The organism is Occallatibacter sp. FHG110214_02 (assembly GCF_059115385.1).
Window position 1 is genome coordinate 446,905 of sequence record NZ_JBZYWK010000001.1, and the last position, 14,304, is coordinate 461,208.

Annotated in this window: 14 protein-coding genes; 6 read left to right on the forward strand and 8 right to left on the reverse strand. The window is 58.2% G+C overall.

The genetic code is table 11. The features are described 5' to 3' along the window. Nucleotides 1–12: 12 nt before the first annotated feature. Nucleotides 13–276, reverse strand: coding sequence for a 50S ribosomal protein L27 (gene rpmA / locus AC5S3R_RS01820; RefSeq protein ID WP_494264901.1), 264 nt, complete (start codon nucleotides 274–276; stop codon nucleotides 13–15). 129 nt (nucleotides 277–405) lie between these two features. After that, nucleotides 406–726: a 50S ribosomal protein L21 gene (rplU, locus tag AC5S3R_RS01825; RefSeq protein ID WP_494264902.1), complete on the reverse strand. Its 321-nt coding sequence runs from the start codon at nucleotides 724–726 to the stop codon at nucleotides 406–408. Nucleotides 727–1,142: 416 nt separating this feature from the next. Between rplU and AC5S3R_RS01830 the strand changes: the two genes are divergently transcribed. Next, a complete protein-coding gene (locus AC5S3R_RS01830) occupies nucleotides 1,143–2,333 on the forward strand; it encodes a glycoside hydrolase family 27 protein (RefSeq protein WP_494264903.1) in 1,191 nt (396 codons plus the stop codon). 70 nt (nucleotides 2,334–2,403) lie between these two features. Here the strand turns inward: AC5S3R_RS01830 and egtD are convergent, their stop codons facing one another. Further along, nucleotides 2,404–3,396: an L-histidine N(alpha)-methyltransferase gene (egtD, locus tag AC5S3R_RS01835; protein ID WP_494264904.1), complete on the reverse strand. Its 993-nt coding sequence runs from the start codon at nucleotides 3,394–3,396 to the stop codon at nucleotides 2,404–2,406. A 35-nt stretch (nucleotides 3,397–3,431) separates the two neighbouring features. Beyond that, a complete protein-coding gene (gene egtB / locus AC5S3R_RS01840) occupies nucleotides 3,432–4,757 on the reverse strand; it encodes an ergothioneine biosynthesis protein EgtB (RefSeq protein ID WP_494264905.1) in 1,326 nt (441 codons plus the stop codon). 151 nt (nucleotides 4,758–4,908) lie between these two features. Between egtB and AC5S3R_RS01845 the strand changes: the two genes are divergently transcribed. Then, on the forward strand, nucleotides 4,909–5,742 hold the full coding sequence (locus tag AC5S3R_RS01845) for a tetratricopeptide repeat protein (RefSeq protein WP_494264906.1): 834 nt from the start codon (nucleotides 4,909–4,911) through the stop codon (nucleotides 5,740–5,742). Nucleotides 5,743–5,849: 107 nt separating this feature from the next. After that, nucleotides 5,850–6,644 carry a DUF5666 domain-containing protein gene (locus tag AC5S3R_RS01850; protein WP_494264907.1) on the forward strand — a complete coding sequence of 265 codons (795 nt, stop codon included), beginning with the start codon at nucleotides 5,850–5,852 and terminating at the stop codon, nucleotides 6,642–6,644. A 173-nt stretch (nucleotides 6,645–6,817) separates the two neighbouring features. On the opposite strand, the gene fabG is transcribed toward AC5S3R_RS01850, so the two are convergent. Beyond that, nucleotides 6,818–7,564: a 3-oxoacyl-[acyl-carrier-protein] reductase gene (gene fabG, locus AC5S3R_RS01855; protein WP_494264908.1), complete on the reverse strand. Its 747-nt coding sequence runs from the start codon at nucleotides 7,562–7,564 to the stop codon at nucleotides 6,818–6,820. A 1,100-nt stretch (nucleotides 7,565–8,664) separates the two neighbouring features. Here fabG and AC5S3R_RS01860 point away from each other — a divergent pair. Together AC5S3R_RS01860 and AC5S3R_RS01865 are read left to right on the forward strand one after the other, a co-directional pair. Further along, a complete protein-coding gene (locus AC5S3R_RS01860) occupies nucleotides 8,665–9,297 on the forward strand; it encodes a PadR family transcriptional regulator (protein ID WP_494264909.1) in 633 nt (210 codons plus the stop codon). 12 nt (nucleotides 9,298–9,309) lie between these two features. Beyond that, entirely contained in the window at nucleotides 9,310–10,317 is a 1,008-nt protein-coding gene (locus AC5S3R_RS01865; protein WP_494264910.1) for a hypothetical protein, read from the forward strand. 131 nt (nucleotides 10,318–10,448) lie between these two features. On the opposite strand, the gene AC5S3R_RS01870 is transcribed toward AC5S3R_RS01865, so the two are convergent. Then, nucleotides 10,449–11,258 carry a YqjF family protein gene (locus AC5S3R_RS01870; protein WP_494264911.1) on the reverse strand — a complete coding sequence of 270 codons (810 nt, stop codon included), beginning with the start codon at nucleotides 11,256–11,258 and terminating at the stop codon, nucleotides 10,449–10,451. Between the two features lie 98 nt (nucleotides 11,259–11,356). Between AC5S3R_RS01870 and AC5S3R_RS01875 the strand changes: the two genes are divergently transcribed. After that, nucleotides 11,357–12,886 (forward strand): FAD-dependent thymidylate synthase, encoded by a 1,530-nt coding sequence (locus AC5S3R_RS01875; protein WP_494264912.1) that lies wholly within the window; start codon nucleotides 11,357–11,359, stop codon nucleotides 12,884–12,886. A gap of 3 nt (nucleotides 12,887–12,889) precedes the next feature. On the opposite strand, the gene AC5S3R_RS01880 is transcribed toward AC5S3R_RS01875, so the two are convergent. Both AC5S3R_RS01880 and AC5S3R_RS01885 read right to left on the reverse strand, forming a co-directional pair. Then, nucleotides 12,890–13,438, reverse strand: coding sequence for an ExbD/TolR family protein (locus AC5S3R_RS01880; RefSeq protein ID WP_494264913.1), 549 nt, complete (start codon nucleotides 13,436–13,438; stop codon nucleotides 12,890–12,892). 108 nt (nucleotides 13,439–13,546) lie between these two features. Then, on the reverse strand, nucleotides 13,547–14,185 hold the full coding sequence (locus AC5S3R_RS01885) for a PadR family transcriptional regulator (protein ID WP_494264914.1): 639 nt from the start codon (nucleotides 14,183–14,185) through the stop codon (nucleotides 13,547–13,549). Nucleotides 14,186–14,304: the final 119 nt, after the last annotated feature.

Genomic DNA, 14,304 nt, shown 5'->3' on the forward strand with positions numbered 1-14,304 from the left:
CCCTGTGTGTTGTTACTCAGCCGCGATGGGCTCAATGGAAGCAAAGCGACCGCGGTTGCCGTGGTCAGAGAACTTCACGTGTCCGCTGATCTTGGCGAAGAGCGTATCGTCCTTGCCGATGCCCACGTTCAGGCCCGGCTTGATGCGGGTGCCGCGCTGGCGAACGATAATTGTGCCGCCAGTGACGAGCTCGCCGCCGAAGGCCTTCACGCCCAGGCGCTGTGCATTGGAATCGCGTCCGTTTGTGGAGCTGCCTCCACCCTTTTTATGTGCCATTGCCGAATTCCTCTCTCAAAAGCAGCCATTAGCTTTTAGCCGTTAGCTCTTAGCTGTTTCGGTTAAACCTAAATCTGTCGTTCCTGCACCAACAAGCTAAAAGCTAAGAGCTAATAGCTGGAAGCTGCTTTACGCCGTGTAGGTCACGCCGTCGGCCTCAATGGCCTTGATGCGAACCTCGGTGAAGTTCTGGCGGTGTCCCTGCAGCTTCTTGTACTGCTTCTTCCGCTTCAGGTGGAAGACCAGAATCTTGGCGCCACGGCCTTCGCCGACGACTTCAGCCGTAACCTTGGCCGCGCCGGGCTTCACAATGCCTGCATCGCCGGAGACAGCGAGAACGTCGCTGAACTCGATGGTGTTGTCAGCCTCAGGGGTGACCGTCTCAATTTTCACAACGTCGCCGGGGGCGACACGATACTGCTTTCCACCGGTGCGAAGAACCGCGTACATAAACCCTCCGGAGCCCGGACGCAAAAACGCGCCTGCTCCCATAAAATCCACAAAACTAGCTCGGGCGGAAACTTGCGCGCCGAGGGACGATGTTTGTCACGCTTCCAGCTTTCGAAAAACTCACGAAAGCGAGCGGCACACCCCTACGTCGACTGGCATGAATCGCCAAACTAAGGTAGTTTACCTTCTTTGCTCCTCCCGGTCAACTACTGGTCGCAGGGGCGATTGCGGCCTTTGGCTGCCAGGCTGCTTTTGTGGTTCTCCCGGTGGTCGCAAGGGAGCTTTTGCCGGCTTGCAGCAAGGCGAATTGCATGAATTTGGGCGAATTATTCATTAATCATCTTTTTATTGCCTAAAACGCAGTTATCGATATAGGATTCCGCACGGAAACGTTTTCATTTACAGGAGAGAGATTTATGTCCCGCGTCTACCGTGTGTCTCTGGCCTTGCTCACAGTCTTCTGTTGCGGCATGCTTTCTGCCGCCGCGCAGGTGGCACAAACCCCGCCGATGGGCTGGAATAGCTGGAATTACTTTGCTCACAACGTAACTGACAAGGACATTCGCGATTCAGCCGACCAGATTGTGTCCAGCGGCATGCGCGATGCCGGCTACATCTACGTGAACATTGACGACACATGGGAAGGCACGCGTGACGCCAGTGGGGTGCTGCATACCAACGAGAAATTTCCTGATATGAAGGCGCTTGCCGATTATGTTCACTCGAAAGGGTTGAAGATTGGCATTTATTCGTCGCCTGGGCCCAAGACTTGCGCGGGGTTTGAAGGCTCTTACGGACATGAGGAGCAGGACGCAAAGCTCTACGCCGAGTGGGGTATCGATTATCTGAAGTATGACCTGTGCGGTTTTCGCCAGATTATGCGCGAGCAGGCTCCCAATGATGAAGCGGCGCAGATGAAGTTAATGATTGCCGCCTATGACAAGATGGGGAAGGCTCTGAAGGCTACGGGGCGGCCGATTCTGTATTCGCTTTGCCAATATGGTTGGGATGCCTCCTGGGAATGGGCTCCGTCGATTGGCGGCAACGCGTGGCGCACAACAGGCGATATCAAGGAAAACTGGAACAGTATTTACACCCTGCTAAGTCAGCAGGAGGGCTTGCAGAAGTATGCGGGGCCGGGACATTGGAACGACCCTGACATGCTGGAAGTGGGGAACGGGAAGCTGACGCTTGCGGAAAATCGTACGCACTTCTCGATGTGGTCGATGCTTGCCGCGCCGTTGCTGGCGGGCAATGATTTGCCGCATATGAAGCCGGAGATTCGCGAGATTCTGACCAACCGCGACGTGATTGCGCTTGACCAGGACAAGCTGGGCAAGCAGGCAGAGCGCGTTTATAGCGAAGGCGAAGTGGATGTATGGAAGAAGCAGCTTGCAGGCGGCGCCGTGGCGATTGCTGTGTTGAATGCAGGCAGTAACCGCTATTCCACGCATCCGTTCCATCTCGATTTGGCCAAGCTCGGTCTGCACGGCACGCTGAAGGGCAAAGATCTGTGGACGGGCAAGGAAGTCGAGCTGAAGAACGATATGCCGATTGAGATTGCCAGCCATGACATTCTGCTGGTGCGGATTGCGAATCCGAAATAAGTACAAACGGAAACAGCAATGAGGCCCGCGGCGATGCTTGCCGCGGGCCTTGTTGCTGTTTCAGGGCGTTTTATACGGCTTGCGCCATGCAGACGGAAAACCAGTCTTGCTCGTCATTCCATGTGCGCTTGGGTGCAAAGCCGCAGGCTCGCAGTATTGCCTCTGCTTGTCCGGGGCGGTACTTGTAGCTGTTTTCTGTATGGATGGTTTCGCCGCGTGCAAACTCGACCAGCACATCAATGCTCGGATGCAGGCCGGGAATGGTGACAATCTGCCGCAGGCGGCTTTCCAGGTGCATTTCAATGCGCGATTCGATGGGGTTCCAGATGGCGCGATGGGCGAACATCTCCGGCTTGAAATTTGCGCCAAGCTCGCGATTCAGCCGGTGCAGCACGTTGCGATTAAACGCTTCTGTTACGCCCGCGGCATCGTTATAGGCGGCGTGAAGGAGGGGTTCGTCTTTGACGAGGTCCACGCCAAGCAACAGCATGTCTCCTGGCGCAAGCGTGGCGCGAATGCTGGAGAGCAGCGCGTGCGCTTCCCCCGGTTCAAAGTTACCGATGCTGGAGCCGATGTAAAGTACCAGTCTGCGTTCGCCGCAAAGCGGAGCATCAAGAGCAAGCTCACGAGTGTAATCCTGCACGCGTGGAGAAACCAGCACTCCGGGTATGGTGGCTTCGATGGTTTCTCGCGCAGCCTCCAGCGGAGTTGCGGAAACATCCACCGGTTCATAGAGCACGGTGTCTTGCCGTTCTACGGCAGCGCGAAGAAGGATTTGTGTTTTATCGCACGACCCTGCGCCAAGCTCGATAATCTGCAGCGCGTGAGACTCGGCGGCCAGAGCGATAATTTCTGCCGCGTGTGCGGAGAAAATTGCGCGTTCTGTTCGTGTGGGATAGTACTCGGGCAGTTCGGTTATCTGGTCGAAGAGGCGCGAGCCGGCTTCGTCGTAAAACAGCCATGCGGGAAGAGTTTTCGGTGTGGAAAACAGTCCGTCATTTACAGCCGCTGCAACAAGAGGTGCGGCTAAAGTGCTACTGGGGGAGAACGTCAATGTCGTCATGCAGACCCTTAAGATGCGTTTCAGCGTGAAAGGTTTTATCTGCTTGCTAGTCTGATACCGGAAAATTGCCAGCGTGTTTCCGGCGCGAAAAAATTGCGATAACTGGCCCGAATGTGTGCCGCGGGAGTACAACACGACCCGCCGCGCAAAATCATCTGTCCGCTCATGAACTTGCCGTTGTATTCGCCCAGGGAGCCGGACAGCGGTTCGAAGCCGGGATAGGGCAGGTATGCGCTTCCTGTCCACTCCCAACAGTCTCCGTAAAGTTGCGTTGCGTCTTCTTCTGATTCTCGAACGGATTCGTCCTGAACGCATTCGCCTTGGACGCAGGCCGAGGCAGGAAGTGGGCGGAGTTTTTGTGCATCGAGTAGATTCCCTCCCACGGTTTGGGATTCCGCTGCGGACTCCCATTCAAACTCTGTCAGCAACCTGCATTCGGCCCAGCGGGCGTACGCGTCGGCTTCATAAAAACTCACATGGCTGACTGGCGCGTGTGCTACTTGAGCAAAAGGCAGCGTGCCGCGCAGGGTAAAGACGCTCAAGTCGTCGCTACCGTTCGTGGCGAGTTTATCCACAGGCCCGTCCCAGTAGAGCGGCGCGCGCCAGTGGTTTGCTTCTACTGCTTTCCAGCCATCGGAGAGCCAGAGTTCGGCTCTCCTGTAGCCTCCATCGGCAATAAACTCTGCATATTCAGCGCAGGTCACCAATCGGTCACCTAAGGCGAACGGCTCAAGCCAGACTGTATGGCGTTGCAATTCGTTGTCAAAGCAGAAGCCGTCGCCGGAATAACCTGTTTCATGCAATCCGCCGGCGAAGGGGAGGAATTGCAGCGTCTTTGCGGGTTTGCTGATGGGTTCCACTTCGGCTGACTGATATGCAGGGCGCAGTGGGTTGGTGTAGAAGGCGTGCAGGGTGTCGGTGAGCAGCAGTTCCTGGTGCTGCTCTTCGTGATTCACGCCCAACTCAATACGCTTGAGCACTTCGGCATTTGGATTGACTTCGAGAAGCCGCTCAATGCCTGCTTCCACATGGGTGCGGAAGCGCAGGATTTCCTCAATGCCGGGGCGTGAGAAGGAGGAGCGGAGCCGCTTTTCGGGAAAGGCTGCGAAGGACTGGTAGTAGCTGTTGAAAAGCCAGATGAAGTCTTCGTTAAAGATGCGGTAGCCGGGAAGGAACTCGCGCAGAATGAAAGATTCAAAGAACCATGACGTATGCGCCAGGTGCCACTTTGCCGGAGATGCCTCCGGGCATGATTGCACCATCATGTCTTCTGGTGTGAGCGGCGCGACCAGCGCCAACGTTTGCCTGCGCGCGGAACGGAAGCGCAGACGCAGGCGCTCGGCTGGCGTGGCGAGTTCCATTAAGGGAGCCGCAGTAACGATGACCTTGCCTCCGTGTAATACCGGAAAGTCTACTCCAGAAGAAGATGCCTGCGTGAAAAGAAAGTTGCAGCAAACGGAACAGATTCGGGGATATAATTTCGACCATTCCTTCGGGGCATTGGAGGGATTCATGAATCACGACACTGCACTACGCATCGAGACAGCGCTGCTGCTGGCAGCATCGATTGGCGGAGCGCCGTTTCCGGGGTACTCCCAAATTCCGGACAGCACGGCAAATGAAACGCAAACTTCCCTACGCATTCCTGTGCCGCAGACCGGACAGGTTACAAATCCAGTTGTGGTGGTGAACCAGGAGCAGATTACGCCGGAAGATGAAGGCGATTCGCTTCTTGGGCATCAACGCTACCAGGCAGCCATTGCGGCCTACCAGCGAGCGTCGCAGAACAAGCCCGCTGTGTGGAACAAGATGGGCGTTGCCTACCAGCTTTTGCTGGATACGGACGATGCGGAGCGCTGTTACCAGATGGCGCACCGCCTGGAGCCGAAGAACGCTACTGCCATCAACAATCTTGGCTCGCTGGCAATGGCTGCAAAGAAGTACAGCATTGCGGAGAGGCTTTACAAGAAGGCAGTGAAGCTGGAGCCGCATAATGCGCTTTATACCAAGAACCTTGGCACGGCGTATCTTGCCGATAAGCGCTACAAGCAGGGCTGGGAGGCGTATCGCTCGGCTCTTACGCTTGACCCGAATATCTTTATGCATTCGGCGGGCGTGCGCGTGGAGAATCCTTCTACCGTGCAGGAGCGCGGCGCGCTGAACTACTACATGGCGAAGGGATGCGTGCTTGCCGGGAAGACGCAGCAGGCGATTGAGTATCTGCGACTGGCGTTGAATGAAGGGTTTGTTACGCCGAAGAAGGTGATTGAAGATAACGAGTTTGCCGTGCTGCGCGATATTCCTGCCTTCCAAGAGATGATGCAGGCGAATCTCAATCCTCATTGATTATTGGCTGCTTTGGGAGTGACTCCATGGGGGGTGTCGTCTTCGCGATGCGGCTGTGCGTCTATTCTCTATGGGAGAGATTGTGCGTCTTTTCCGGGAGATGAAGGATGAAGTTGCGTTTATCAGGCGTGTTGGTTGTGGCGTTGATGCTGTGTTCTGGCGTGGCGATGGCGCAGGATGCGAGTGCTCCTCAGCAGGGCGGTTTTCCGCGGGGACGCGGCGGGCGCGGCATGGGGTTTGGTCCCATGGGGCGCGGCATTGGCGGCACGGTTACGGCGGTGAATGCTGACTCGTTGACGGTGAAGACGGAGCAGGGCGAGAGCTACACGGTACATTTCAGCGCAAATACGCGGCTTTTGAAGCAGGCTCCGCGGCCTGCGAATGCGCCGGATAATGGCGGCCAGCCGGGTGCGGGCGCTACGCGTGGCGGCGGCAATGGCGGACGCGATGGTTTTGGCGGCGATGGGCAGGGACGCCGGATGGACCCTCCGGTGGCGATTAAGGCTACCGATATTCACGTTGGCGATGCGGTGATGGCTGGCGGCGAGGTGGATGAGGCTGGGAAATCCGTTGGCGCGGTGATGATTTTGCAGCTTGACCCGGAGCGCGCGAAGCAGATGCGCGAGATGGAAGCCAACTTTGGCAAGACGTGGCTGATGGGGCGCGTTACGGCTGTGAACGAGACGAAGGTGACGCTGCAGAGCAATGTGGACAATGCGGCGCATGCCTTTGTTGCCGATGAGAACACGACCTTTCGCAAGCGGCGCGATCCGATTACGCTGGCCGATGTGCAGGTGGGCGATATGGTGCGCGTGGAAGGCGCGGTGAAGGGCGGAGCGTTTGTGGCTACCAGTGTTTCGGTGATGGGGCAGAGGCCGCAAGGGGGAGCGCCGCAGCAGTAAAGCGGGTGAGGGACCAAGGGAACGAGGGAACAAGAACTACCCGCGAAACGAACAGCTTGTAATCAAGAAGGCCGCGAATCCAGTTGAGATTCGCGGCCTTCCTGGCTTCAGAGTGCGCCTTGGCAAAGCAGCAAGCGTACTGCTGTTTCTTGTCCCTCTTCCCTTGTCCCTGCTTAATTCATGTACATGCCGCCGTTGACGTCGAGGACGTGGCCGGTGATGTAGCTGGCGGCGTCGGAGGCCAGGAAGGCTACGGCGTTAGCGATGTCTGCGCCGGTGCCGGTGCGGCCTAGCGGGATTTGCGTGAGCATGGCTTCGCGGACTTTTTCGTCGAGGACTTCGGTCATGGCCGTTTCGATGTAGCCGGGGGCTACGGCGTTGACGGTGATGCCGCGGGAGGCGACTTCGCGGGCCAGCGAGTGCGTGAGGCCGATGATGCCGGCCTTGGAGGCGGCGTAGTTGACCTGGCCGGCCTGGCCGGTGCGGCCCACGACAGAGGTGATGTTGATGATGCGGCCCCAGCGGTTGCGGAGCATCTGGCTGAGGAGCGTTTGCGTGAGCAGGAAGGCTCCGGTGAGGTTGGTGGAGAGTACGTCGTCCCAGTCGGGGCGCTTCATGCGGAGCACGAGGCCGTCGCGGGTGATTCCGGCGTTGTTGACGAGGATTTCTACCTTGCCGAACTTTTCGAGGACGGCCTTTGCGCCGGACTTGATGGAGTCTTCGCTGGCGATGTCGAGCGAGAAGGCGGCAGCAGTGCCTCCGGCGGCTTCGATTTCGGCGACTGCTTCGGCTAGTTTGGCCTCGTTGCGGGCGGCGAGAGCTACGGTGGCTCCCTGTTTGGCCAGCTCAAGCGCTACGGCGCGGCCGATTCCCTGCGATGCGCCGGTGACCAGCGCGACTTTTCCCTGAAGGTTGGACATGGGTCTGCTTTCCTTGTTTCTGGTTCCGAAGGACATTATAGGAAACGGGGGACAGGGTACAGGGGGCAGGGTACAGGGGAGTGGGAGATTGCCGGTTGGCTGGTGGGTGGGGTGGGTTGCATGTTTTTGATGGTGGTGCTGGTAAATTGTTGATTAGTTGGTGGATATGTGCGGTTTTTGGTGTTTACTGATTGGTATACAGGGGCGGGGAAAGTGGTTACTTTCTCAAAAAAATAAAAATTCTTTCCTTTTTTTTGGGTTTTGGGGGCGGGTTCGCGACGGCAGTGAACCCCCTCCTGCCTGCCTGATGGTAGAGATTCCAAAGCATGCCTCAGGGGCTAAAGCCCCGGTGCTTTCTTTTGGCTTTTGATTGCCGGGAATAAATCCCCGGCCTACCTTTTGTTTCTGATGCGTCTGGTGTTGCTGGTTCTCTTTTAAGATTTATTAAATCAATATGTTAGATGCTGAATTTGGTGTTTATTGATTGGTTAACAGGTTTCTGGAAAGTGGTTACTTTGCAGAAAAAATAGCCCGGAAAAACTTTTTGGGGCGAAATGGCGAACGGCCCGATTCCGTGGCAGAATCGGGCCGCTCTTCTTACTGATTTTGAGTATGGCACAAATGGGGTTAAATGAGCGCAAAAGTTATCCACAGATTTGGGATTTATTTTGCATTGGCATTGCATGCAGCGGATGCGCGCTTGGCGCGCCACGAGGATTTTGTGGCCCTCCCGGTGGTCGGGGGCTGAAGCCGGTGCTTTTTATGAGTGCTTTCGGCACGACTGAAGTCGTGCCCTGATACAAAACAGGATTGCTGGCTTGATTGCCGGGGGTAAATCCTCGGCCTGGTAGTCGTGTCCTGGTACGAGGCTTAAGTCTGGCAGGAGTGTTGCGGTATGGTTTCCCCGGTCCCCAAATGCCAGGGACCGGGGGCAGCCGGAGCTCATGGGAGAACTGGTGGTGTGAGTATCCCACCCTTGCGGCAGAAAGAAGTCGCAAGGATGGGGCACGGGGCTCTGGTGGGATTGGAAACTCAGGGCGTTAGGATTTTCCGGGCATTTTATTAGTTATGGTGATATAGTTCGTTTGAACTATATGGGTATGAGCGAAGACAAGACGGGGTTGGGGGTGTGGGAGATTGCGGTGCTGGCGCTGCTGCGCGAGGAGCCGATGCACCCTTACCAGATGCGACGGCTGCTGAAGGTGCGGCATAAGGACGAGATGCTGGCGTTGAAGCATGGCTCGCTTTACCACGCGATTCGGAGGCTGGAGGGCGGCGGGTTGATTGCCGTGGAGGCTACGGGGCGTGATGGGAAGCGGCCGGAGCGGACGACGTACCGGCTGACGGAGGCTGGCGAGCTGGCTCTGCTCAGGAGTTTGCGCAGGATGGTGGCAGGGCCGAGGCGGGAATCCTCTGAGTTTATGGCGGGGATGAGTTTTCTTGTCCACTTGCCGGCGGGGGAAGCTGCGGGGTTGCTGCGGGAGCGCGAGGCTGCGTTGCGCGGTGAGATTGCGGCGCGGGAGGCGGAGCTGGCCGGGGCGCGTGGGCGTGTAGAGCGGATTCATTTGATTGAGAGCGAGTACCTGGTTGCCGTGCTGCGGGCGGAGCTGGCATGGGTGGCGGGGCTGGCGGAGGAGCTGGAGGCGGGCAGGCTGGCGTGGGATTTTGCGGAGGTGCTGCGGGCGGCAGAGAAGGATCGCGAGAGTGCGCGCGGGGAGAAGAACGGCCACTAAGGAGGACGAGAGATGGCTATGGGGATTATGGCTGAGCCGGAGGTGCGGTATCGCGGGGCGATTTGGACGCTGCTGATTCTGGCGCCGGTGATTGCGGAGGTTCTGAGTGGCTCGACGCGGCTGAGCGTGCTGTTTGTGCTGCTACCGGAGGTGCTGGTCTGGGGGATTGGGGCGCTTTTTTGCCGGGAGCTGGTGCGGCGGTGGGGCGCGGGCTGGGTGAGCCTGGTGCTGCTGGGTGGCGCTCTATCGGTGGCGGAGGAGTTTTTGATTCAGCAGACTTCGATTGCGCCGCTGGCGTTTCCGGGGGCGAATGCGGGGTTTGGGCGATGGGGCGGGATGAACTGGGTTTACTTCGTCTTCATGCTGGTGTTTGAGAGCTTGTGGGTGGTGGTGATTCCGGTGCGGGTTACGGAGATTGTGTTTCCGCGGTTTGCTTCGCAACCGTGGCTGAGGGTGCGCGGGGCGATTGCTTGTGTGATTGGGTTTTTGATTGGGTGCCGGGTGGCCTGGTTTGGGTGGGTCAAGGTTGCTCGGCTGCGGTTGGGGGCTGCGCCTTATCAGCCGCCGGTGGGGTTGCTGGTGGCTGGGGTGGTTGCGATTCTGGCTCTGGCTGGATTGGCGTGGTTGCTGCGTGGGGTGGGGGTGGGCAGGGTGGAGCGCTGGGTTGTACCGGCGTGGGTTGTGGGTGTGGTGGCGGCTGTGGCGAGTGCGGGGTGGTTTTATTTGCTGGGGATGATTTTTCAGCAGAAGCCTCCGCTGACGGATGTGCAGGCTTTGCTTTGCCAACTGGGGCTGGCGGTGGTTTCGGTGGTGCTGTTCGCGCGGTGGGTTGGGTCTGCGGGATGGACGGCGATGCACGGGTGGGCTGCTTGTTTGGGGGCGGTGGTGGCTACGGGTGTTTGCTCTTCGCTGGATAGGGCGGGGTATTCGGTTCCGGATTATGTTTTTAAGTGCGGGATGGATGTGTTGGGATTCGCGGGGTTGGTGTGGGTGAGGGTGAAGGCAGGGATTAAGGGATAGGGGTCTGAAAGACAAAGGCGATTTGTGGTGAATTTGGCTGTGGTGGTATCCCAGGTCCGAACACACGGACCTGGGGCAAATGGCAACTGCTGAATTGGGGTGGAAGCGAGGTTGGTTTTCTATTCCCTGTTTTACGTTGAGGGGACGGCTGTGGCGGGGATGCGCTGGGTGCCGTGGCTGCGGTGCATGCGCTCCAGTTGCCAGACGTAGATGGCCATGCGGCGGGAGTAGTGGAGGACGGGTGCGGCTCGGGGCAGGCGGATGCCGATGGCTGCGGCGAGGTCGTTGCGTTCAATTTCGGCTTCGGCGTCTTCGAGCGGCCAGGGGACATGGTGGATGCTGGCGCGGGCGAGTTCGCCGTCGCGGTCGCGAGTGAAGAGGCAGTAGCGCTCGGTGAGGAAGAATTCGAGGGAGCCGGGACGGGCTTCTACGAGTTTGCGCGAGGGGCCGAGGCCGCGGTAGCGGGCTTTGAAGATGATTTCCCTGGGGGCGAGGCGGCGGCGGCTGAAGAAGGCGAACTCGCGCTCGGAGCGCTGCTCGTGGCGCATCTCTGCCCAGTGGCAGGGCAGGTTGTAGAGCAGGCGGGCGGCGGCGGAGCCGAAGATGTTGTTGGCGTCGATGGAGAGGAAGTAGACGCCGGGCATGCCGGTGCGCGGGTCACGGACGTAGGTGCGGAGGTTGACCTCGGGGAAGTGGCGCGAGACGGGGATGGTGGGCAGGCTGCGGAGGCGCACGCGGTCCATCCAGAAGGGGACGACGCCAAGCCAGGCGGAGTTCTGGCAGGTGTCGAGCTGGAGACCTTCGGGGATGAACGGGGAGAGTGCGGAGGGTGGCAGGGGCCAGTGGGCGAACAGGAGATCGTTGAGGCGCTGGGTCATTACCCAGCGGCCCGAGGGGAGCGGCCTCGGTTTGTGCGACGTTCGGATCTGGAATTCACGCATGACCCGTTACTCAACTGGCACGTTGATTGGTAGACGCAGGGGCCCGGTGGAAATCGTTGCCAGTCCCTGTGCAGTATTCTGGTCGCGAGCCTACTCGTATGTCCAGTGAATCTTTTGCTTCTTCCGGCACGCTTTCCCAGACGGCTGCCGGCGCCCGTAACCAGACCGATGTTTACGCCGTCCACGGGGCTGACCCGGAGGTGCTGGCGTATGCGATGGCCAAGTATTCGCGCTCGGCGCTGTCGATGAAGGAATCGCTGGCGGAGATTAGCTCGCAGCGCGCGGAGCAGTTTCTTAACACCTTTTATTTTCAATATGGTCACCGCTCGATTGCGGATTTGGCGCATATTGCTTTTGCCGTGGAACGGCTGAGCCTGCTGGCGGCGATTGTGCTGGTGGACGAGCAGCGGTGGGATGGACAGGAGCGCTCTACCAGGTACCAGAATTTTTTGAAGTCGGGATGGTATTTTCCGGATTTTGGCGCGGATGCGGAGTCAGGGAAACTGTATTCCGAGACGGTGAATGGGCTGTTTGCGGCGTATGAGCGGACGACGGCGGCGGTGCTTGGCGCGCTGCGGGAGCGCGTGGCGCGGCCTGAGGAGATGAAGGCCGATGCGTATGAGCGGACGCTGAAGGCGCGGGCCTTTGATGTGGCGCGGTATCTGCTGCCGCTGGCGACGAATACTTCGCTGGGGCAGATTGTGAATGCGCGGACGCTGGAGACGCAGGTTTCGCGGTTGTTGTCGCATCCGGTGGCGGAGGTTCGCGAGCTGGGGCAGAGGCTGAAGGATGCTGCGGCGGGCGTGGCCTGGAATCCTAACCCGGATGCGAAGGAAGTGAAGACTGCGCCGACGCTGGTGAAGTATGCGGAGCCGAATGCTTACCAGATTGCGACGAAGAAGGAGCTTGCTGAAGCCGCTGCTGCGGTGATGGGCGGGCTGGCGATTGCTGCGGCGCCTGTTGTGGATTTAGTGGAGCAGACGGAGACGCTGGAGGTGGAGCTGGCGGCTTCGCTGCTGTATTCGGCGAGTCATTATCCGTACCGGCAGGTTCGCGATGTGGTTGCGGCGCTGCCTGAGGCACGGGTGCTGGAGATTATCGAGCTTGGGCTGAAGCATCGCGGGCGGCATGATGAGGCGCTACGGGCGTTTCATGCGGGGGCGGCGCTGCGGTTCGATATTTTGATGGATATTGGCGGGTTTCGCGATATGCACCGGCACAGGCGCGTGACGCAGATTATGCAGGATTTTACGGCGCTGCATGGGTATGATGTGCCGGAGACTGGCGACGCTGCTGGGCTGGTTGAGGCGGGGATTGTTTCCGACTACAAGGCTGCGATGGATGGGGCTTTGGCGGCTTCGGTTCGGATTGCCGCGGGGAGTGCTCCGGAGGCTGCGGAGTCGGCGCTTTACTTGCTGCCGCTGGCTACGCGGGTGAGGTGCCTGTTCAAGATGGACTTTGCGGAGGCGCAGTATATTTCGGAATTGCGATCGGGTCCAGCTGGGCACTTCAGCTATCGCCGCGTGGCGTGGGAGATGTTTGTGGAGCTTGAGAAGCAGCATCCGGCGCTGGTGAAGTATGTGCGGGTCACGGATTTTCGGGAGCCTATTGATTTGTTGAAGCGGTAGAAATCAGGGATTCGTGCGGAATTCCTGTTTAGGCCAGATAAGGTTATATGTCTCGGCGTGTATCCGCGCGTAGTCTTTGAGAAGCGTGCCTGAAACGACAGCAATATGCAGATCCTCTGTTGAGTTTTGCAGGGTGTCCAGCGCCTGAATAAATCGTTCATAACTAATGCTGGAATCTGGAATTACAAAGATGACTCGTTCTGCGCGGTTTTGCATCAATTCAGAAACTATCTGTCCTAATTGACCAGATGGTATTTCTCTCTCGTTGATTTTTGTCCGTCCATCCGCAAGTAGTTGAACGAATTCAGAGCGCCCATCCACGCAGCAAACGTTGGCTATGCTCTTGGGGAGCCGAAGTACTGGGATATAGATTCCCTCTGACTCGGGTTTGCGGAATGCAAACGCGCATAGGCTCAGCACAAGAAACAGGCTGGCCATGGGAGCGGCGAGCCACAGGCGTAGTTGCGAGGCGGTCATGTTTGTTTGGACACCGGGGAAGAGATAAGTGTTCCGGTTTTTCGCGGCATCTTTGAAGTGCGATTGGAAAAGCATACCTCAGGGCCTGAAGGCCCTAATCTCTTAAAACGGCTTGATTGCCGGGGCTGAAGCCCCGGCCTACCTGTTATGGCTGCGCGCTGCTCGTGTTGTGGATACGGGCTGCTACAGTTCGTCGATTTCTTTGGCTACGCGGTTGACGATTTCGGCTAGCTTTTGAATCTGCTCCGGGGTGGCGCGGCCACGGCTCAGGCGTGCCCAGATTGCGCCGCGGAGGTTCATGAAGGCCTTCATCAGCTCGGGGGAGCGGCCACGCTGGAACTCTTCGCTGGCTTCCTCTATGCGCATGAACAGTTCGCCGATGCGCTCCTTGTTGGCTTCGAGGAACTCCGCGCCCTGTTCGGTGACGGAGTAGACCTTCTTGTTGCCTTCGGATGTGGACGCTGCAATCAAGCCCTCTTCTTCCAGCATGGTCAGCGTGGGGTAGATGACGCCGGCGCTGGGTGTGTAGCCGCCGGCGAGGCGTTCTTCCATGGTCTTCATTAGCTGGTAGCCGTAGCTGGGCTGCTCGGAGAGCAGCTTGAGGATTACCAGCTTGATGTCGCCTGCATCGAAGAGGCGCTCGCGGCCTCCGCGGCCAAAGCCGCGCCAGGGGCCGCGGTTTCCGAATCCGCGTCCGCCGAAATCGGTGGAGTCAAAGCCGGGGGTGTCCCGGCGGCGATGGCGTTCTCCGTGTTCGTGGTTCCAGCCTCCGCGACCAGCAAACCGCCAGTCTATACATCCTGCAAATCGATGTTCTCTCATATTCGTTCTCCTTTCGTTATGTCGAAAGATATATCTTATCCAAGTGCGTGTCAATATATTTTGAGATATATCTTTTGTGAAGTGAAAAATTATTTAAGAACCTTAGCGAAGGAGTAAAG